General features: G+C 58.4%; 19 protein-coding genes. 14 read left to right on the top strand and 5 right to left on the bottom strand.

Annotated features, from left to right (window positions below; all coding sequences use genetic code 11):
* Window positions 1–68 precede the first annotated feature (68 nt).
* Window positions 69–701, top strand: coding sequence for a glutathione S-transferase family protein (locus PMI01S_RS07680; protein ID WP_084318940.1), 633 nt, complete (start codon window positions 69–71; stop codon window positions 699–701).
* Entirely contained in the window at window positions 698–1,648 is a 951-nt protein-coding gene (locus PMI01S_RS07685; RefSeq protein ID WP_084318942.1) for a Nudix family hydrolase, read from the top strand. Before PMI01S_RS07680 ends, PMI01S_RS07685 begins: the two co-directional genes overlap by 4 nt.
* 96 nt (window positions 1,649–1,744) lie before the next feature.
* Here the strand turns inward: PMI01S_RS07685 and PMI01S_RS07690 are convergent, their stop codons facing one another.
* Genes PMI01S_RS07690 through PMI01S_RS07700 form a run of 3 tightly spaced genes read right to left on the bottom strand, consistent with a single transcriptional unit; the run spans window position 1,745 to window position 5,328 of the window.
* Window positions 1,745–2,326 carry a cob(I)yrinic acid a,c-diamide adenosyltransferase gene (locus tag PMI01S_RS07690; RefSeq protein ID WP_084318944.1) on the bottom strand — a complete coding sequence of 194 codons (582 nt, stop codon included), beginning with the start codon at window positions 2,324–2,326 and terminating at the stop codon, window positions 1,745–1,747.
* A gap of 2 nt (window positions 2,327–2,328) precedes the next feature.
* Window positions 2,329–4,365, bottom strand: a complete 2,037-nt coding sequence (locus PMI01S_RS07695; protein WP_084318947.1) for a sensor histidine kinase — start codon at window positions 4,363–4,365, stop codon at window positions 2,329–2,331.
* Window positions 4,366–4,410: 45 nt separating this feature from the next.
* Window positions 4,411–5,328: a putative 2-dehydropantoate 2-reductase gene (locus tag PMI01S_RS07700; RefSeq protein ID WP_084318949.1), complete on the bottom strand. Its 918-nt coding sequence runs from the start codon at window positions 5,326–5,328 to the stop codon at window positions 4,411–4,413.
* Window positions 5,329–5,468: 140 nt separating this feature from the next.
* Between PMI01S_RS07700 and PMI01S_RS07705 the strand changes: the two genes are divergently transcribed.
* On the top strand, window positions 5,469–5,954 hold the full coding sequence (locus PMI01S_RS07705; protein WP_018926510.1) for a YajQ family cyclic di-GMP-binding protein: 486 nt from the start codon (window positions 5,469–5,471) through the stop codon (window positions 5,952–5,954).
* A 220-nt stretch (window positions 5,955–6,174) separates the two neighbouring features.
* Window positions 6,175–7,017 carry a mechanosensitive ion channel family protein gene (locus tag PMI01S_RS07710; RefSeq protein WP_084318951.1) on the top strand — a complete coding sequence of 281 codons (843 nt, stop codon included), beginning with the start codon at window positions 6,175–6,177 and terminating at the stop codon, window positions 7,015–7,017.
* 77 nt (window positions 7,018–7,094) lie between these two features.
* Here PMI01S_RS07710 and PMI01S_RS07715 read toward each other — a convergent pair whose 3' ends face one another.
* Entirely contained in the window at window positions 7,095–8,441 is a 1,347-nt protein-coding gene (locus PMI01S_RS07715; protein ID WP_084318953.1) for an OprD family porin, read from the bottom strand.
* 903 nt (window positions 8,442–9,344) lie between these two features.
* Here PMI01S_RS07715 and PMI01S_RS07720 point away from each other — a divergent pair.
* Together PMI01S_RS07720 and PMI01S_RS07725 are read left to right on the top strand one after the other, a co-directional pair.
* A complete protein-coding gene (locus PMI01S_RS07720) occupies window positions 9,345–9,770 on the top strand; it encodes an HIT domain-containing protein (RefSeq protein ID WP_084318955.1) in 426 nt (141 codons plus the stop codon).
* 3 nt (window positions 9,771–9,773) lie between these two features.
* Entirely contained in the window at window positions 9,774–9,980 is a 207-nt protein-coding gene (locus PMI01S_RS07725) for a SlyX family protein (RefSeq protein ID WP_008029236.1), read from the top strand.
* Window positions 9,981–10,065: 85 nt separating this feature from the next.
* Here the strand turns inward: PMI01S_RS07725 and PMI01S_RS32225 are convergent, their stop codons facing one another.
* Window positions 10,066–10,668 (bottom strand): cold-shock protein, encoded by a 603-nt coding sequence (locus PMI01S_RS32225; RefSeq protein ID WP_084318957.1) that lies wholly within the window; start codon window positions 10,666–10,668, stop codon window positions 10,066–10,068.
* 310 nt (window positions 10,669–10,978) lie between these two features.
* Between PMI01S_RS32225 and PMI01S_RS07735 the strand changes: the two genes are divergently transcribed.
* From PMI01S_RS07735 to ruvB, 8 genes are all read left to right on the top strand, one after another.
* Window positions 10,979–11,449 (top strand): Dps family protein, encoded by a 471-nt coding sequence (locus PMI01S_RS07735; protein ID WP_084318959.1) that lies wholly within the window; start codon window positions 10,979–10,981, stop codon window positions 11,447–11,449.
* 256 nt (window positions 11,450–11,705) lie between these two features.
* The gene (locus PMI01S_RS07740; RefSeq protein ID WP_084318961.1) at window positions 11,706–12,044 is read left to right on the top strand and encodes a ribbon-helix-helix domain-containing protein; all 339 of its coding nucleotides are present in this window, start codon (window positions 11,706–11,708) and stop codon (window positions 12,042–12,044) included.
* Between the two features lie 137 nt (window positions 12,045–12,181).
* Window positions 12,182–12,403 (top strand): FmdB family zinc ribbon protein, encoded by a 222-nt coding sequence (locus PMI01S_RS07745; RefSeq protein ID WP_010457489.1) that lies wholly within the window; start codon window positions 12,182–12,184, stop codon window positions 12,401–12,403.
* 100 nt (window positions 12,404–12,503) lie between these two features.
* The gene (gene aspS / locus PMI01S_RS07750) at window positions 12,504–14,279 is read left to right on the top strand and encodes an aspartate--tRNA ligase (protein WP_084318963.1); all 1,776 of its coding nucleotides are present in this window, start codon (window positions 12,504–12,506) and stop codon (window positions 14,277–14,279) included.
* Window positions 14,280–14,399: 120 nt separating this feature from the next.
* A complete protein-coding gene (locus PMI01S_RS07755) occupies window positions 14,400–15,146 on the top strand; it encodes a YebC/PmpR family DNA-binding transcriptional regulator (protein ID WP_084318965.1) in 747 nt (248 codons plus the stop codon).
* A gap of 159 nt (window positions 15,147–15,305) precedes the next feature.
* Window positions 15,306–15,830: a crossover junction endodeoxyribonuclease RuvC gene (gene ruvC / locus PMI01S_RS07760; protein WP_017340471.1), complete on the top strand. Its 525-nt coding sequence runs from the start codon at window positions 15,306–15,308 to the stop codon at window positions 15,828–15,830.
* Between the two features lie 114 nt (window positions 15,831–15,944).
* On the top strand, window positions 15,945–16,562 hold the full coding sequence (ruvA, locus tag PMI01S_RS07765) for a Holliday junction branch migration protein RuvA (RefSeq protein ID WP_017340470.1): 618 nt from the start codon (window positions 15,945–15,947) through the stop codon (window positions 16,560–16,562).
* Entirely contained in the window at window positions 16,563–17,624 is a 1,062-nt protein-coding gene (gene ruvB, locus PMI01S_RS07770; RefSeq protein WP_008027785.1) for a Holliday junction branch migration DNA helicase RuvB, read from the top strand.
* Window positions 17,625–17,702: the final 78 nt, after the last annotated feature.

The following is a 17,702-nucleotide window of genomic DNA, read 5'->3' on the forward strand; positions in this document are numbered from 1 at the left end:
GCTCGCGATGGCGGACGACCAGACACTAAAGCTTCTGGCCTGTTCCACTTACCAAAAGGCGCCCGAACATGAGCCTCCACCTGATCATCGGCGACAAACTGCTTTCTTCCTGGTCCCTGCGCGGCGCACTGGCCCTCGATCTGGCCGGCGCGCCGTACACCGAAGAGCTGATCAAGCTGAACCAGCCGGACACCCGTGAACGTGTGCTCAAGCATTCGCCGACCGGTAAAGTCCCGCTGCTGAAAACCGCACACGGCACCATCGCCGATTCCCTGGCGATTGCCGAGTACCTGGCCGAACAATTCCCTGACGCCGGCCTCTGGCCCAAAGATGTCGCCGCCCGCGCACAGGCACGTTCGGCGTGCGCGCAGATGCACGCCGGGTTCTTCGCCATGCGTGGCAACATGCCGTTCGACCTGAGCCGCGACGCACCGCTGTCGCCGGTGCCGGCAGACGTTCAGGCAGACATCGAGCGGATGCTGGCCTTGTGGGCCGAGTGCCGCGCAGCCGCGACCGAAAGCGGTCCGTTCCTGTTTGGCGGCGCGACCCTGGCAGATGCCTTCTTCGCACCCATTGCCGTACGCCTGCGCACCTATCAGGTGAAATTGCCGGCGGCGGATGAAGCCTACGTCGAAACGATCTACCAATGGCCCGCCTTCAAGGCGTGGCAAAAAGCAGGTCTGGAGGAGATAGGGCAGTGAAACGAGTACATGTAGCGGCTGCCGTCATACGCGATAACAGCGGCAAGATCCTCATTGCACGCCGTGCCGACAATCAGCATCAGGGCGGTTTGTGGGAGTTCCCCGGTGGCAAGGTCGAGGCCGACGAGTCCGTGACCACGGCGCTTGGCCGTGAGCTTCACGAAGAATTGGGCATCGTCGTCGATGTCGCGCGACCGCTTATCAAGGTTCAACACGACTACCCGGACAAACAGGTGTTGCTGGACGTTTGGGAGGTTTCGGCCTTCACCGGCGAACCCCACGGCGCCGAAGGCCAGCCTTTGGAGTGGGTCGCGCCCCGAGATCTGTTGAATTACGATTTCCCGGCCGCCAACCAGCCGATCGTGGCCGCCGCACGGTTGCCTGCGCAGTATTTGATTACCCCCGATGACCTGGAAACCCCGGCCCTGCTACGTGGTATTCAGAAAGCCATCGCCGGTGGCATCAAGCTGATCCAGCTGCGGGCACCCAACGGCTACGACCCTAAATACCGCGATCTGGCGGTGGACGCGGCGGGGCTGTGTGCCGGCAAGGCGCAGTTGATGATCAAGGGGCCGTTCGAGTGGCTGGGCGATTTCCCGTCGGCCGGTTGGCACATCACCTCGGCACAACTACGCAAATACGCGGCTGCCGGCCGTCCGCTGTCGGCGTCGCGCTGGTTGGCGGCGTCGTGTCATAACGCTGAAGAGCTGGCGCTGGCCGAGCAGATGGGCGTGGACTTTGTGACCTTGTCACCGGTGCAGCCGACCTTGACGCACCCGGGAGCTCTGCCGTTGGGTTGGGAACAGGCTTCGACCCTGATTGAAGGCTTCAGCAAACCGGTGTTTTTGCTGGGTGGTGTCGGACCAGCACAGGTTGATAAAGCCTGGGCGGCAGGCGCCCAAGGTGTGGCGGGGATTCGGGCGTTCTGGCCTGATTCTTCGGTGTAGCTGCCGGCCTCTTCGCCAGCAAGCCGGCTCCTACAGGTTTACGCGAACCATCTGTAGGCGCGGGCTTGCTCGCGATGGCGACCTGACAGGCGCCGACTAAACCCCTGGCTTCACCGCCGGCTGCCACAAAATCTCCGCAATCCCCTGGCGCTTGGCAATCAACCGCGCCACCACAAACAACACATCCGACAGCCGATTGATATACGCCAATCCAACCCCGGCCAACGGTTCAATCGCATTCAACTGCTGACACCGCCGTTCGGCACTGCGTGCCAGACTTCTACACACATGAGCCTGGGCAATCAGCGCGGAACCTCCTGGCAGAATGAAATTCTCCAGCGGTCCCAGCTCTTCATTCCACACATCAATCGCCGTTTCCAGGCGTTCAATTTCTGCCGCGTTCAGCGCCTGATACACCGGCATCGCCAGCTCTCCGCCCAGATCGAACAACCGATGCTGACAAGGCGCCAACACCTCGATCACTTCGTTCAACCCCGGAAATTGGCCACTTTCCGCTGCCAACCCGGCCAACAGCACGCCGACCTGACTGTTCAACGTATCGACTTCACCAATGGCTTCGATCCGGGGATGGTCCTTGGGCACGCGGCGGCCGTCGCCCAGTCCCGTTTCGCCTTTGTCGCCGGTGCGGGTGTAAATCTTCGACAAGCGAAAGCCCATGGTTACCTCGATAGCTGATTGAGTTCTTGAGAGACGAGCGGGGTGCTCGCCAACGGCAGACGCAAGGTGAAACACGTGCCCTGGCCCGGCGTCGATTGCACTTCCATCTGCCCCTTGTGGTTGTTGGTGATGATGAAATACGAGACCGACAGCCCAAGCCCGGTGCCCTGGCCAATTTCCTTGGTGGTGAAGAACGGCTCGAAGGTGCGTTTGCGCACACTCTCGCTCATGCCGATGCCGTTGTCCTCGACCTGGATTTCCGCCCACGGCGGATTCAGCTTGGTACGCAGGATGATCCGCCCGGGCTCACGGTCATCTTCACGCTGGTGAATGGCTTGCGCGGCGTTTTTCAGCAGGTTGAGCAGCACTTGTTCGAGTTCGTTGGCGGTGCCGGGCACCGGGCCCAGCGCCGGATCGAACTGGCGAATGATCGCCTGGCCCTTGAAGTCGAAGCCGATCGCCAGGTCGAAATCGTTGCCGGCGATTTCCACGGCCTGATCGATCAGCGCCGGCAGATCGCACGGGGCCATTTGCCGGGTGCTGCGGCGGCTGAAACTGAGCATGTGAGTCACGATCTTCGCCGCCCGGGTGCCGGCCTGCTGAATGCCGTCGAGCAGTTGCGGCACTTCACGTGCTTTCAGGTACTCGTTGACCGTGTCCAGTTCAATGCCGATTTGCTCGGCTTGCTCGAGGTTCTTCGGCAGATCGGGGGACAGGCGTCGGCGAATGTTCTGCACGTTATGCAGGATCGCGCCCAGCGGGTTGTTGATCTCGTGGGCCATGCCGGCGGCGAGGCCACCGACCGAGAGCATTTTTTCCGACTGCACCATCATTTCTTCCAGGGACAGGCGCTGGGTGATGTCATCGATCCGGATCACCACCCCGCGCCCGGCGCCGCCCATCAGCGGATAAAAAGTCAGGGCGTAATGTTTGGGTTCGTCATCCTTGAACCAGGTTACGCGCTCGATTTTCGCCACGGTGTGTTGCTCGACAGTCTGCTTGAGCTGCGGCAGAAACGGCTTGAGCGGTTCGAAGGCGAGGAAGATCGGCTGGTTCAGCGCTTCGTCCAGCCGCGTGCCGGAGAGGGCGCTGGCCTCCTGATTCCATTGCGTCACGTAAAGCTGCTCATCCAGGGCGATCAGCGCTGATGGCATGGAGTCGATGATGCTGTTGAGGTAGTTCTGGAACCCGGTAAGTTTCTTTTCGATCTTGCTGCGCACCTGGACTTCAAGCTCCAGTTTGCGGTTGGTGTGACGGGTTTCCTCGGCCAGCCCCTGGGCCTGATCGTAAGCCGCCTGGGAATCGTCACGCGCACGTTTGAGTTGCTGCTCCCGCGCCTCGATTCGCGAGAGCATGGTATTGAAGGCCTCGGCCAGGCTGCCGATTTCGTCGTGGTTGCCGCGGGAAGCGCGCAGGGCGTAGTTCTCTTCCCGGGTCACTTGCCGGGACAGCTCCTCCAACTGATGAATCGGCCGGGTAATCAGGCGTTTGATCTGGCGGGCGATCACCAGCCACAACAACACACTGAAGATCAGGATACCGAGGCTGGCGGTCAACGTCCCGGTGTAGAAAGCCATTGGCAACTCGCTGCTGGCGACCAGTAACAAGTGGCCAGGCGCAGTGCCGGGGCGGGGCAGGGTGATCACCTGATTGCTGCGAAATTCAGTGGCTTGCCAGGATTCGAGATGGCGGAAGTGCTCCGGCAGGTTCAAGTGATCGCCACTTTGTAGCTGCGCCAGTCGTTCACCCTTGCCGTCATACAGCGCCGCTGCGCGCAATGGCGAGTAACTGTTGAGCTCATTGAGCAGCCGTTCGGCACTTTGCGGCGACTGCAACGCCTCGGACACCAGGCTCGGGTTGGACACCAGCCGGCCGATGGTCTGCAAGGCCTGGGGCGCCATGCTTTCCTGGGAAATGTAGTACGCGGCGCTGATGAAGGTCAGGTTGGCGACCAGCAAAACGGTGGTCAACAGCACCAGCAGGGCGGCCAGCAGTTTCTGGCCGACCGGAAGGTTTTCGAGGCGCTGGCGCAATGGCATCAGTTTTATCGCAGAAAAGGAACAAGTGGCCAGCGTAGCCGCTGCTCAGTCGCTGGGCAATCCAAGGCTGTGCAGATGGGTGATCAACCGCTGTTGCAACTGGTTGAGGTGCGGAAGGTTCAGCTGATGGCGCGAGGCAACTTTGCAGACGTAGCCCAGCAGGTAGCTGATTTCGGTTCGGCGTCGATTGGCGACGTCCTGGTACATAGAGGAGAAATTGGCCGCGGTCGCGTGAATCACCCGCTCGACTTCCTGCTGGAGGTGCTCGGCCGCTGCCGGCTGGCCGCAGCGTTCAAGCACTTCGGTCAGTTCACCGCAGAGGGTGGCGACTTCGCAGTGGTGGTTCTGCAAGCCGCCGTTACGGCAATCGTGCAGCACCGTCAGCGGATTGATCGCACAGTTGAGCGCGAGTTTGCGCCACAGCCTGGTGAGAATGTCGGTGCTCCACTCGTGGGGAATGCCGGCGGCACTGACGTCGTCCAGCCAGATCGGCGCCACCGGATGCCCGGCATCACCCAGCCAGGTGTAGCCGTGGCCGGCGAACACGACGCGCCAGTCGCCATCGCGAAACGCGCCTTCGGTGCTCGACGCATAAATGCAGCGCGCCTGCGGAATCTGCGCGGCGACGGCGTCCTGACTGCCGAGGCCGTTCTGGAGCAAAATCAATTCGGCATCGGGCACCAGACGCGGCGCCAGTCGGGCCACGGCCTGCTCGGCGTCGTAGGCTTTGCAGGCCACCAGCAGGCGATTGATCGGCTCGTCGCTGTCGGCAGTCTCGCCCGGTATGTCCCAGGTTGTTGCTTCGCCATGCTCCACCAGCGTCAGCCCGCCCGCCGCCTGATAAGCCTGTAATCGCGCCGCATCACGAATAATCAGCCTGACCGGCACCCCGGCCCGCGCCAGACGCGTGGCCCATAAGGTGCCGAGGCTGCCGGCGCCCAGAACATGCCAGGTGGTGGACATCAGCTTTTTGCTCTGTTTGAGGCGCGCATCGGAGGCTCGCAGTGAATGATGGGAAAGACCCGTTATAATCAGCGCGGATTTTAACCGCAAGCCAGGCGTGCTCCATCTTGATCGAGCGCGCCCTTTATTGGAGAGATTACATGCCGTCGTTCGACGTGGTATCCGAACTGGACAAACACGAAGTCACCAACGCGGTCGAGAACGCCGTCAAGGAACTCGATCGTCGTTATGACCTGAAAGGCAAAGGCAGCTTCGAGTTCAAGGAAAAGGACCTGACCGTCAACCTGACCGCTGAAGCCGATTTCCAGCTCGAAGCGATGATTGAGATCCTCAAGCTGGCGCTGGTCAAGCGCAAAATCGACGTGCAGTGCCTTGAAGTCAAGGATGCCTATGCGTCGGGCAAGCTGATGAAGCAGGAAGCCGTCCTCAAGGAAGGCATCGACAAAGAGCTGGCGAAGAAAATCGTCGCTCACGTCAAGGACGCCAAGCTCAAGGTTCAAGCGGCCATTCAGGGCGAGCAAGTGCGCATCACCGGCAAGAAGCGTGACGATTTGCAGGAAGCCATTGCGGCCCTGCGCGCCAAGACGTTCGACATGCCGCTGCAGTTCAACAACTTCCGCGACTGATTGTTCAGGCGGGAACCTGTGGGAGCGGCGGTGCGACGATTCGACTTGCTCGCGAAAGCGGTGTGTCATTCAAAAGTGATATCGACTGATACGCCCACTTCGCGAGCAAGTCGGATCGTCGCACCGCCGCTCCCACTTCGATTGTGCTCAATCCGGTGGTTTTTTTCTGCCGCATAATTTTTTTCGCGTGCCGGGTAGCCGGGAAATCAGGAGAACGTAGATGGACTTGAACGCTGAAGTGGACAACCTGGTCAAGGCGTCCCAAGCCTGGATTCCGATGATCATGGAATACGGCAGCCGCGTACTGCTGGCGATCATCACCCTGGCCATCGGCTGGTGGCTGATCAACAAAGTGACGCAGAAACTGGGCGGTTTGCTCGCGCTGCGAAACGCCGACCTGGCGCTGCAGGGGTTTATCAGCAGCCTGGCGAATATTATTCTCAAGGTTTTGCTGATCGTCAGCGTGGCCTCGATGATCGGCGTGGAAACGACTTCCTTCGTCGCGGCGATCGGTGCGGCGGGATTGGCCATCGGTCTGGCGTTGCAGGGCAGCCTGGCGAACTTCGCCGGTGGCGTGCTGATTCTGTTGTTCCGTCCTTTCCGTATCGGTGACTGGATCGAAGCCCAAGGGGTCGCTGGTACGGTCGACAGTATTCAGATCTTCCATACCGTGCTGCGTACGGGCGATAACAAAACCATCATCGTGCCTAACGGCAATTTGTCGAACGGCATCATCACCAACACTAACCGCCAGCCAACCCGCAAGGTTGTGTTTGATGTAGGTGTGGATTACGAAGCGGACTTGCAGAAGGCCCGTGAAGTGTTACTGGATCTGGCCAAGGATGAACGCATCCTGGCTGAACCGGCTCCACAGGCAGTCATTTCTACCCTCGGTGACAGTTCGATCACTGTTTCCCTGCGCGTATGGGTGAAGACAGCGGATTACTGGGACGTGATGTTCATGTTTAACGAGCAGTCCCGTGACCGTTTGAAAACGGCCGGTATCGATATCCCGTTTCCACAGCGGGTGATTCGTGTGGTTCAGGAATCTGCCGTGCAGTAAGTGACAAACAGGCAACAAAAAAAGGCCCATCCGAAGATGGGCCTTTTATTTTGTTACCGCAAACTAACTGAATGCGATTACAAGATCGACAGTGGGTAGTCGACGATTACACGGAACTCTTTCACGTCGCCTTCACCTTCGTCGGCGTTAGCAAAGTGCCAAGCTTGACGGAAGCGAACGGACAGATCTTTTGCCGGGCCAGACTGAACAACGTACTTGGCTTCGAAGTTGGTTTCGTTGTGCTTGCCATTGTTACCGTACAGGCCGGCGTAAGGGCTGCCAGCCGGAGTGTTGGTGCCGTCGATGTCCCAACCTTTCACGTAACGGGTCATGAAGCTCAGACCTGGAACGCCGTACTCAGCCATTTTCAGGTCGTAACGAACCTGGGCAGACTTCTCGCCAGGGGCGTTGAAGTCAGAGTACTGGATGGAGTTGGCGAGGAAGATCGAGTCGCCGCCGCGGTTGTTCTTGCCGATACCGATGTAGTCGAACGGGGTATCGCCATTAACCTTTTGGAAGGCCAGGGTAATGGTGTGCGCTTTCAGGAACGACAGAGCAGTTGCCAGCGAGAACGCGGTGTTGCTGATGTCACCAGCTTTCGCGTCACCGGTATCGGTGGTGCGGTAGATGTTGAAGTCAGTGTTCAGCGACGTGTCACCACCAAACGGAGTGGTGAGGTTCACGTTGGCGTAGTACTGGTTCCAGATGTCTTCCAGCTTGGCGCCATACAGCGATGCGGAAAGGTTATCGGTAATGCCGTACTTGCCACCGAAATAGTCGATGGTGTTGGCTTCAACGCCAGCGTAGGTTGCGTACAGGCCGCCGTCACGGGCGTTTTTGTCCTGGCTGGAACCCGAGTAGAAGTGACCGGCTTCGAGGTCAAGGTCTTTGACTTCGCTGCTTTGCAGTTGGAAACCGCTGGCAACTTGCGGAAGGATACGGGAACCGCCAACTGCAAACACTGGAGCAGTGCTTGGGGACATGTCGCCGACTTTCAGCTCGGTTTTGGAGACGCGGAATTTAACGGCAGCGCCGGCTTTACCCTGGCTGTCGTTGACGTCGCGGCCACCGTTGGCGTTGACAGTGTCGCTACGGCTCATGTTGCCCGAACCGGAAGTGCCATCGCCGCCATCCAGTTTGATGGCCAGGTAACCGAATGCATCAACACCAACGCCTACAGTACCTTGGGTGTAACCGGAGTTGTAGGTACCCCAAAGACCTTGGGTCCAGTCTTTGACGTCGCGGCCGCCGTCTTTGTTGTCACGGTTGAAGTAGTAGTTGCGAACCAGCAAGTTCAGCGAGCTGTCTTCAACAAAACCTTTGGCTTCAGCCTGGTCACTTACGAAAGGTGCGGCCATAGCCACTTGAGTACTGGCTGCTGCTGCAACTGCCAGTGCGATCATGCTCCACTTCATCACGCGCATCGTGATTTGCTCCTTTGGTTTTAGAAGAGTACTGCCGTCCCACCTGTTTTATTATCTGGGCGGCTCTTTCTTTTTGTGTCGGCGCAAACTTATATCACGCCGACCATGTTGGCGATACTTGCGCATCTAACCTTTCAGCTTCTTTACGACCCTGTCGCAAACGGCTTGGTAGATGTCGCAAATTTACAGCCCCAATGCAATAGGAATGACAACTTCAACGCTGTTTTCCGGGGGTTGAGCATCGGTAAAAAGAGTCCTTGGTGAAACGTGTGAATCTCCATCGGGCAATCCTGCCACTGTTTTTATTGCCTTGAAGGCTTCCACTTCCAGCGGACGCTTTGAAGGCGATGTGAGTGTGAATGCAACAAGCGTGCACAAATCAGAAATTCGCTGTTTTTTTTTCTGAACGCCTGCCTGTTACCGTAAAAACCTCATAAAACCGGGGGTTACAAGCACCTTTTGATGGGACTTGACGCCATGGTTTGCATCGTGTTGCACCTCCCTGGCCGACTGCGCGACAACCAAAAACGTTACCGGTTCACCCCCTCAGTGAGTACTTGGCGGATGCCCGACGCACTGAGCGTAGACGCACTGTGCGGTTTTGGTGCAAAAAATCTTAATCGCTGTACTGAATTCATACAGTGTTGCCTGTCGTAGAGCGTGAACAGGCCTTGGTTTGTTGGTCACTTCAGTGTTTTTTGCGTGGCTGGCGGTTCTGTAATGGTGCGCTCACGCAAAAAATGTCTCATGTCGGAGCGGTCTTGTGGGTGATGGCTGCGCTTCGACAGTCGTACGTCGTGAAGCCGGCGACGTTCGCAGGTATGCTGCCGTCCTGTCGCTTGGTGCGCCGTCTCTCAGAATGGGCGCTAAGCTGAAAATGATGAGCTACCGGGAGTGCGCGCTGTGTTCGCTTTAGATCCACGACTTCAACAAGACACGTTACCGATCGGGGATTTCCCGCTCAGCCGGCTGCTGTTGTCCAATGATTCGAACTACCCGTGGTTCATCCTGGTGCCGCGTCGCGATGATATCAGCGAGATATTTCAGTTGGATGTCGCCGATCAGCGGCAGCTGTGGCAGGAAACGACTGCGCTGGCCGAAATGCTCAAGGACTCGTTCGACGCGGACAAGTTGAATGTCGCGGCCCTGGGTAACGTTGTCAGTCAGTTGCACATGCATGTGATTGTGCGCAAGCGCGAGGATGCTGCCTGGCCCGCGCCGGTATGGGGTAAACACCCGGCCAAACCGTACACGGCGGAGCAGATCGCGGTCATTCGCGAGCGGTTGCGTCTGGTGTTGACCGATGATTTCACGTTTCTGGAGGGTTGAATCATGAGCCTGGAAGAGCGCGTTACCGATCTGGAGAGCCAGCTGGCGTTTCAGGATGACACCATCCAGGCATTGAGCGATGTGCTGGCGACGCAACAGCGTGCGGTGGAACGCCTGCAACTGCAAATGGCAGCCCTGCTCAAGCGGCAGGAGGAAATGGCCGGTCAGTTCGAAACCTTTGAAGAAGAGGCGCCACCGCCGCATTACTAGCTTTTGTTTCAAGGTTTTTTGTTAAACAAAAGGCAATAAAAAACCGCGAACAGCCAGGCTGCTCGCGGTTTTTTTTAGCCTTGAATCAGCGTCGCGGCAACGCGGCGATCACGTCTTCGGCTTGCAGGCCCTTGTCACGATTCATGACGGAGAACTCCACGCGCTGGCCTTCGACCAGAACGCGATGGCCTTCGCCACGGATGGCCCGAAAATGCACGAAAATATCATCGCCGGAATCACGGGAAATGAAGCCGAAGCCTTTGGAGGTGTTGAACCACTTGACGGTGCCGGTATCGCGGTTGCTCATGTCATAGTTTGGCGAGGCGGTGGCCGGTGAGGATTTGTAGAAACTGATGGCCAGGTGCAGAAGAACGGCGATCAGGGCAGCCACCAGGCTGAACAGAACGGCAGGTTGACCGGCGATGACAGGCATCGGCGCCAGCAGCGTCAGCGTTTGCAGGACAACAGTCAGAACCAGCAGGGCGCTGACCAGGTTTTGCAGTTGATGACGCGGACCTTTGTTCCAGTACGGAATGACAGGTGCGAGGGTGAGATTGAGCAGGCCGAAAAAGGCCAGGTACAGCGCATCGGGTTGTTGCAGGTAAGGAACAGCTTCGGATCGCAGGCTAGGGATGAAGGACAGCAGCAGGGCTGCTGCGCCCATTAGCAGGTGGACGATTTTCAACATTTTGATTAACTCACGTTAAGACGGATCGCAAGGAAGAGCTGATGGGGGTGCGGTTCGCTTCAGAACTATAAGAGGCGTTGGGCACGCACCCGGTATCAGCCTATGCGCAGCGCCCCGAAAAAATAGGCGCCAGCGACACACCGTCTATTTAACAGCAAAGCTTGCAGCTACTCAAATCAGGGAGTCCAGCGGTGCATCGGGGGCGATTTGTCGCAGGTCTCGGGGGCTATCCGGGCTGCGGTTGCGCGACAGGCTTGCTAGAGTGGTCCTGCACCTGTCGGATGAAATTCATCACCTTTAGGGGAAAAACATGGCAATCGATATCGGTATCAGTGAAGAGGACCGCAAGTCCATCGTCGACGGACTTTCGCGTCTGCTGTCGGACACTTATGTACTTTATTTGAAAACCCATAACTTCCATTGGAATGTCACCGGTCCCATGTTCCGGACCCTGCACCTGATGTTCGAGGAGCAATACAACGAGTTGGCCCTGGCGGTCGATTCGATTGCCGAACGAATTCGTGCGCTCGGTTTTCCTGCTCCGGGCGCCTACTCGATTTATGCGCGCCTTTCTTCTATTAAGGAGGAGTCGGGCGTGCCAAGCGCAGAAGACATGATCAAGCAACTTGTCGAAGGGCAGGAAGCCGTCACGCGGACTGCGCGCGGGATCTTTCCCTTGCTCGACAAAGTCAGCGACGAGCCAACGGCGGACTTGCTGACCCAGCGCATGCAGGTTCACGAGAAAACCGCGTGGATGTTGCGTTCATTGCTGGACCAGTAACGCTGCCGGTGCGCGGATGACGCTGCCCGGTGTCGTTCGCGCCCTGTCCTTCGGAGCCTGTTCGTTGAAGGATCTTGCCCCCGATCGTGTAGGACGTTGTCCTGACTAGGACGGTCTCCATGATCCGCCTTCAGTTGTTGGCTTATCCTACGTTGATGGTCATAAAGTCATCTGGATATAACTTTGCGCCTGCGCTTTTATAAGACCCGCAACATGGCTCTTATAGAAACCAGGGATGGCAAAGGAGTGTCAACGGATGGTTTATGAAAGCAGGTTAAACGAGGGGAGGCTGGGTCCGTTCAAGGAAGTAAGGATCGATCCGTTTGTCAGTGAATTCGACATGGGCCTGGCTCGGCCATTATCACGCTCGGTACGTTTGAATGGCTTTGCCACCTGCTTGCGACTCGAGCAGGTGTATTGGAATATTTTGGCAGAAATGGCCAGGATCAATTGCTGCTCGGTCAGTGCCCTGCTGTCCCAGGTGGATCGCGAAGTGCATTTGCGGCACGGCGGGGTGAAGAACTTCAGTGGGCTGGTACGGGTGGTTTGCGTTGTGCACAGCCTTAAGGAGGGGAGTTGCGTCGTCATGGCGTAGCCGTGGCAGTGGAATGGCCTCGAGTGTCGGTCTGTGCAGTCTTACGGCTGCACAGGCTGCATTTAATGGATATAATCCCGCTCTTTGCCGCAAAACCCAGCGTGCGCGGTAGCAATCTGATCGCCGAGACAACCCCCATGCCGATGTACGACTATCAATGTGCTTCCTGTGGTCATCAGTTGGAAGCCATTCAAAAGATCAGCGCAGCACCGCTGGTCGACTGCCCTGCCTGCCAGGCGCCAGAGCTCAAGAAGATGCTGTCCATGCCGGGCTTCCGCCTCAGTGGCACCGGCTGGTACGAAACCGATTTCAAGACCGGTTCCAAGAAGAATCTGGCCGGCGGCGACAAAGCCGACTAGGGTCTGGAACCTGAGTTGAACGACACGTGCGAGCTCTTGCGTCATCCCGAATGCAAGGCCTCCAACCGAATTTCGAATTACGAGAAGTGAAACCACTACCATGATGCGCAGCCATTATTGCGGCCAACTGAACGAAAGCCTGGAAGGCCAGGAAATTACCCTTTGCGGATGGGTTCACCGTCGCCGTGACCACGGTGGGGTGATTTTCCTCGATATCCGTGATCGTGACGGTCTGGCCCAGGTGGTGTTCGACCCGGACCGCGCCGATAGCTTCGCCGCCGCCGATCGCGTGCGCAGCGAGTACGTCGTGAAGATCACCGGCAAGGTCCGCCTGCGTCCGGCCGGTGCCACGAACGCCAACATGGCTTCGGGCATGATCGAAGTCCTGGGCTACGAGCTGGAAGTGCTGAACGAGTCGGAAACCCCGCCGTTCCCACTGAACGAGTTCTCCGACGTCGGCGAAGAAACCCGCCTGCGTTATCGCTTCCTTGATCTGCGTCGCCCGGAAATGGCCGAGAAGCTGCGTCTGCGTTCGCGCATGACCACCAGCATCCGCCGCTATCTGGACGAGAACGGCTTCCTCGACGTCGAGACGCCGATCCTGACCCGTGCCACGCCTGAAGGCGCACGCGACTACCTGGTGCCGAGCCGTACTCACGCCGGTTCGTTCTTCGCCCTGCCGCAATCGCCGCAGCTGTTCAAGCAATTGCTGATGGTGGCCGGCTTCGACCGTTACTACCAGATCGCCAAATGCTTCCGCGACGAAGACCTGCGTGCCGACCGTCAGCCTGAATTCACCCAGATCGACATCGAAACCAGCTTCCTCGATGAAAAAGACATCATGGGCCTCACCGAAGGCATGATCCGCAACCTGTTCAAGGAAGTGCTGGATCTGGAATTCGGCGACTTCCCGCACATGACCTTCGAAGAAGCCATGCGTCGTTACGGTTCCGACAAGCCGGACCTGCGTAACCCGCTGGAACTGGTGGACGTTGCCGACCAGCTCAAAGAAGTCGACTTCAAGGTCTTCAGCGGTCCTGCCAACGATCCGAAATGCCGTGTTGCCGCCTTGCGCGTTCCGGGCGCAGCGAGCATGCCGCGCAAGCAGATCGACGATTACACCAAGTTCGTCGGCATCTACGGTGCCAAGGGCCTGGCGTACATCAAGGTCAACGAGCGCGCCAAAGGCGTTGAAGGCCTGCAGTCGCCAATCGTCAAGAACATCCCTGAAGCCAACCTCAACGTGATCCTCGATCGCGTGGGTGCGGTCGATGGCGACATCGTGTTCTTCGGCGCCGACAAGGCCAAGATCGTCAGCGAAGCCCTGGGCGCGTTGCGGATCAAGGTCGGCAACGACCTGGATCTGCTGACCTGCAAGTGGGCGCCAATGTGGGTCGTCGACTTCCCGATGTTCGAAGAAAACGACGACGGCAGCTTCACTGCCTTGCACCACCCGTTCACCGCGCCGAAATGCACCCCGCAAGAGCTGGAAGCCAACCCGGCGACCGCGTTGTCGCGTGCCTACGACATGGTTCTGAACGGTACCGAGCTGGGTGGCGGTTCGATCCGTATCCACCGCAAGGAAATGCAGCAGACCGTGTTCCGCCTGTTGGGTATCGATGAAGCGGAACAGGAAGAGAAGTTCGGCTTCCTGCTCGATGCGCTGAAGTACGGTGCGCCGCCACACGGTGGCCTGGCCTTCGGTCTGGACCGTCTGGTGATGCTGATGACGGGCGCCCAGTCGATCCGTGAAGTGATCGCATTCCCGAAAACCCAGAGCGCGGCTGACGTCATGACTCAGGCACCGGGTGCTGTAGATGCCAAGGCATTGCGCGAACTGCACATTCGTCTGCGCGAAACGCCAAAAGCTGAGTAAGGCTGACCGCAAAGGCGCATCCTTCCCGGATGCGCCTTTTCTTTAGGTCGAGATTTTTGTATTGCTGGCTGGTGCATCGTGCACAGCGGGCAACGTTTCAAAGAAAATTCGGAGCGAGTTATGGCGGGTCATTCCAAGTGGGCGAACATCAAGCACCGCAAAGAACGTCAGGATGCCAAGAAGGGCAAGATTTTCACCAAGTGGATTCGTGAGCTGACCGTTGCGGCCCGTCAGGGCGGCGGTGATCCGGGCTCCAATCCGCGTCTGCGTCTGGCGCTGGACAAGGCGCTGGGTGCGAACATGAGTCGCGACATCATCGATCGCGCGGTGGCCCGCGGTGCCGGTGCTGCCGACACCGACGACATGGTCGAACTGAGCTACGAAGGCTACGGCCCGGGTGGCGTGGCGGTGATGGTCGAGTGCATGACCGACAACCGCAATCGCACCGCAGCAGCTGTTCGCCATGCGTTCAGCAAGTGCGGCGGCAACCTGGGTACCGACGGTTCGGTGGCCTATCTGTTCGAGCGCAAGGGGCAGATTTCCTTCGCGCCGGGCGTTGATGAGGACGCCTTGATCGAAGCGGCCATGGAAGCGGACGCTGATGATGTGGTCACCAACGAAGATGGCTCCATCGACGTGTTCACCTCGTTCGCCGGGTTCTACTCCGTGCGTAACGCATTGGAAGCGGCCGGTTTCAAAGGTGATGATGCGGAAATCGTGATGCTGCCGACCACCAGTGCCGAACTGGACCTGGAAGGCGCCGAGAAAATCCTCAAGCTGATCGACATGCTTGAAGACCTGGATGATGTGCAAAACGTCTATTCCAATGCGGATATCCCTGAAGCAGTGGTCGCACAGCTCGGTTAAGGGGTCACAAAATCTGTAGGAGCCGGCTTGCTGGCGATGAGGTCCTCAAGTCTTGAACTGCCTTAAGGCCGCCATCGCCAGCGAGCCGGCTCCTACAGGTCGGGTTGCCTTCGCGTAATGTGTGATCTGCAGGCCTCACCCTTTTAAGCTGCAGGCGTTATGACTTTAATTCTTGGTATCGACCCCGGTTCGCGCATTACCGGTTACGGCGTGGTACGCGATACCGGGCGTGGCTGCGTGTACGTGGCGTCGGGCTGCATTCGCACCGGTTCCGGCGAACTGCATGAGCGTTTGCAAATCGTCTATCGCGGCGTGCGGGAGGTCATCCAGACCTACGGCCCGGTCACCATGGGCATCGAAAAGGTGTTCATGGCACGCAACGCCGACTCCGCGTTGAAACTCGGCCAGGCGCGCGGTGCGGCAATCGTTGCCGGCGCCGAAGAAAACCTCGAAATCGCCGAATACACCGCAACCCAGGTCAAGCAAGCCGTGACCGGGACCGGTGCGGCCAATAAAGAGCAGGTGCAGATGATGGTCATGCACATGCTGAAATTGATCAGCAAGCCGCAAATCGATGCCTCGGATGCCCTGGCCATTGCCATTTGTCATGCTCACACCCGTTCCAGCCTGTTGCCTCATGGCTTGGGTACGGCACGCAGTCGTGGCGGGCGCCTGCGTCTCTGATAGCATCAGCAGTCATTTTTACGGAATGAGGGTTTTGCGCCTGTGTTGTCGGCGCAAAACCTTTGTTCTGTCAGTCGCCAGCACCGGTCTGGCCAACGCTCAAGGATCTGAAACGTGATTGGACGCTTGCGCGGCACACTGGCTGAGAAACAGCCGCCGCACCTGATTCTGGATGTAAACGGTCTGGGGTATGAGCTTGAAGTGCCCATGACTACGCTGTATCGCTTGCCGTCGGTCGGTGAACCGCTGACGCTGCACACCCATTTGGTCGTACGCGAAGACGCGCAGTTACTCTATGGCTTCGCCAGCAAGCGTGAGCGAGACTTTTTTCGTGAGTTGATCCGTCTCAATGGTGTGGGGCCGAAACTGGCGCTGGCCTTGATGTCGAGCCTGGAAGTCGATGAACTGGTACGTTGCGTGCAATCCCAGGACACCTCGGCGCTGACCAAGGTGCCGGGCGTGGGCAAGAAGACGGCCGAGCGTCTGCTGGTGGAACTCAAGGATCGCTTCAAAGCCTGGGAAACCGTACCGGCGATGTTCGCGTTGGTGCCAAACCAGCCCGGTGGGCCAGATGCGCCGCATCCGGTCGCGACCGCCGAAAATGACGCGGTCAGCGCGCTGATCTCCCTGGGCTACAAACCGCAGGAGGCCAGCAAGGCTATTTCCGCGATCAAGGAGAAAGGTTTGAGCAGTGAAGACATGATTCGTCGTGCCCTGAAGGGAATGATCTAAGTGATTGAAGCTGATCGTCTGATAGCCGCCACGCCTGGCCCTCGCGACCGCGAGGAAGTCCAGGACCGGGCGATTCGTCCTGTCAGTCTGGCCGAATACATTGGTCAGCCGACCGTTCGCGAGCAAATGGAGCTGTTCATCCAGGCTGCCCGTGGACGTAACGAATCCCTGGACCACACGCTGATCTTCGGCCCGCCTGGCCTGGGTAAAACCACCTTGGCCAACATCATCGCCCAAGAGATGGGCGTGTCGATCAAAAGCACCTCCGGCCCGGTCCTCGAGCGTCCCGGTGACCTGGCCGCGCTGCTGACCAACCTTGAACCTCACGACGTGCTGTTCATTGACGAAATCCATCGGTTGTCGCCGATTGTCGAAGAAGTGCTGTACCCGGCCATGGAAGATTTCCAGCTCGACATCATGATTGGCGAAGGGCCGGCTGCGCGTTCGATCAAACTGGATTTGCCACCGTTCACGCTGGTGGGGGCGACGACTCGCGCCGGCATGCTGACCAATCCGTTGCGTGACCGTTTCGGCATCGTCCAGCGCCTCGAGTTCTACAGCACGGCTGATCTGGCGACGATTGTCAGCCGCTCGGCGAACATCCTCGGTTTGCCGCTGGATCCGGAAGGCGCCTTCGAAATCGCGCGCCGTGCCCGTGGTACGCCGCGGATTGCCAACCGTTTGTTACGTCGGGTGCGCGATTTCGCTGAAGTTCGCGCCAAGGGCCACATCACTAAACCGATTGCCGACCTTGCCTTGAATCTTCTGGATGTCGATGAGCGTGGCTTCGACCACCAGGATCGACGTTTGCTGTTGACCATGATCGAGAAGTTCGACGGTGGACCGGTCGGCGTCGACAGTCTGGCTGCCGCGATCAGCGAAGAGCGCCACACCATTGAAGACGTGCTGGAGCCGTACCTGATCCAGCAGGGCTACATCATGCGCACACCGCGGGGGCGGGTGGTCACTCGGCATGCCTATCTGCATTTCGGTTTAAATATTCCGTCACGATTGGGCGAGATGCCCGTGGTAGACGAGTTCCTCGATGCCGTGGACGATTAATTAACATTTGCGGGCAGATTTTTCGGGCATTGTGCTGTCCTAGGACCGTGGTTTTGCCTGAAAGCCGTGAATCAATGA

The sequence above is a fragment of the Pseudomonas migulae NBRC 103157 genome (assembly GCF_002091715.1).
GTDB lineage: Bacteria > Pseudomonadota > Gammaproteobacteria > Pseudomonadales > Pseudomonadaceae > Aquipseudomonas > Aquipseudomonas migulae_A.

What these genes read in the sequence shown, in the direction of transcription:
- PMI01S_RS07705 (WP_018926510.1), top strand. Translation starts at nt 5,469, where the DNA reads ATGCCGTCGTTCGACGTGGTATCCGAACTGGACAAACACGAAGTCACC.
- PMI01S_RS07680 (WP_084318940.1), top strand. Translation starts at nt 69, where the DNA reads ATGAGCCTCCACCTGATCATCGGCGACAAACTGCTTTCTTCCTGGTCC.
- PMI01S_RS07745 (WP_010457489.1), top strand. Translation starts at nt 12,182, where the DNA reads ATGCCGATGTACGACTATCAATGTGCTTCCTGTGGTCATCAGTTGGAA.
- PMI01S_RS07755 (WP_084318965.1), top strand. Translation starts at nt 14,400, where the DNA reads ATGGCGGGTCATTCCAAGTGGGCGAACATCAAGCACCGCAAAGAACGT.
- ruvC (WP_017340471.1), top strand. Translation starts at nt 15,306, where the DNA reads ATGACTTTAATTCTTGGTATCGACCCCGGTTCGCGCATTACCGGTTAC.
- PMI01S_RS07740 (WP_084318961.1), top strand. Translation starts at nt 11,706, where the DNA reads ATGGTTTATGAAAGCAGGTTAAACGAGGGGAGGCTGGGTCCGTTCAAG.
- PMI01S_RS07695 (WP_084318947.1), bottom strand. Translation starts at nt 4,365, where the DNA reads ATGCCATTGCGCCAGCGCCTCGAAAACCTTCCGGTCGGCCAGAAACTG.
- PMI01S_RS07735 (WP_084318959.1), top strand. Translation starts at nt 10,979, where the DNA reads ATGGCAATCGATATCGGTATCAGTGAAGAGGACCGCAAGTCCATCGTC.
- PMI01S_RS07690 (WP_084318944.1), bottom strand. Translation starts at nt 2,326, where the DNA reads ATGGGCTTTCGCTTGTCGAAGATTTACACCCGCACCGGCGACAAAGGC.
- PMI01S_RS07710 (WP_084318951.1), top strand. Translation starts at nt 6,175, where the DNA reads ATGGACTTGAACGCTGAAGTGGACAACCTGGTCAAGGCGTCCCAAGCC.
- PMI01S_RS07725 (WP_008029236.1), top strand. Translation starts at nt 9,774, where the DNA reads ATGAGCCTGGAAGAGCGCGTTACCGATCTGGAGAGCCAGCTGGCGTTT.
- PMI01S_RS07715 (WP_084318953.1), bottom strand. Translation starts at nt 8,441, where the DNA reads ATGCGCGTGATGAAGTGGAGCATGATCGCACTGGCAGTTGCAGCAGCA.
- PMI01S_RS07700 (WP_084318949.1), bottom strand. Translation starts at nt 5,328, where the DNA reads ATGTCCACCACCTGGCATGTTCTGGGCGCCGGCAGCCTCGGCACCTTA.
- aspS (WP_084318963.1), top strand. Translation starts at nt 12,504, where the DNA reads ATGATGCGCAGCCATTATTGCGGCCAACTGAACGAAAGCCTGGAAGGC.
- PMI01S_RS32225 (WP_084318957.1), bottom strand. Translation starts at nt 10,668, where the DNA reads ATGTTGAAAATCGTCCACCTGCTAATGGGCGCAGCAGCCCTGCTGCTG.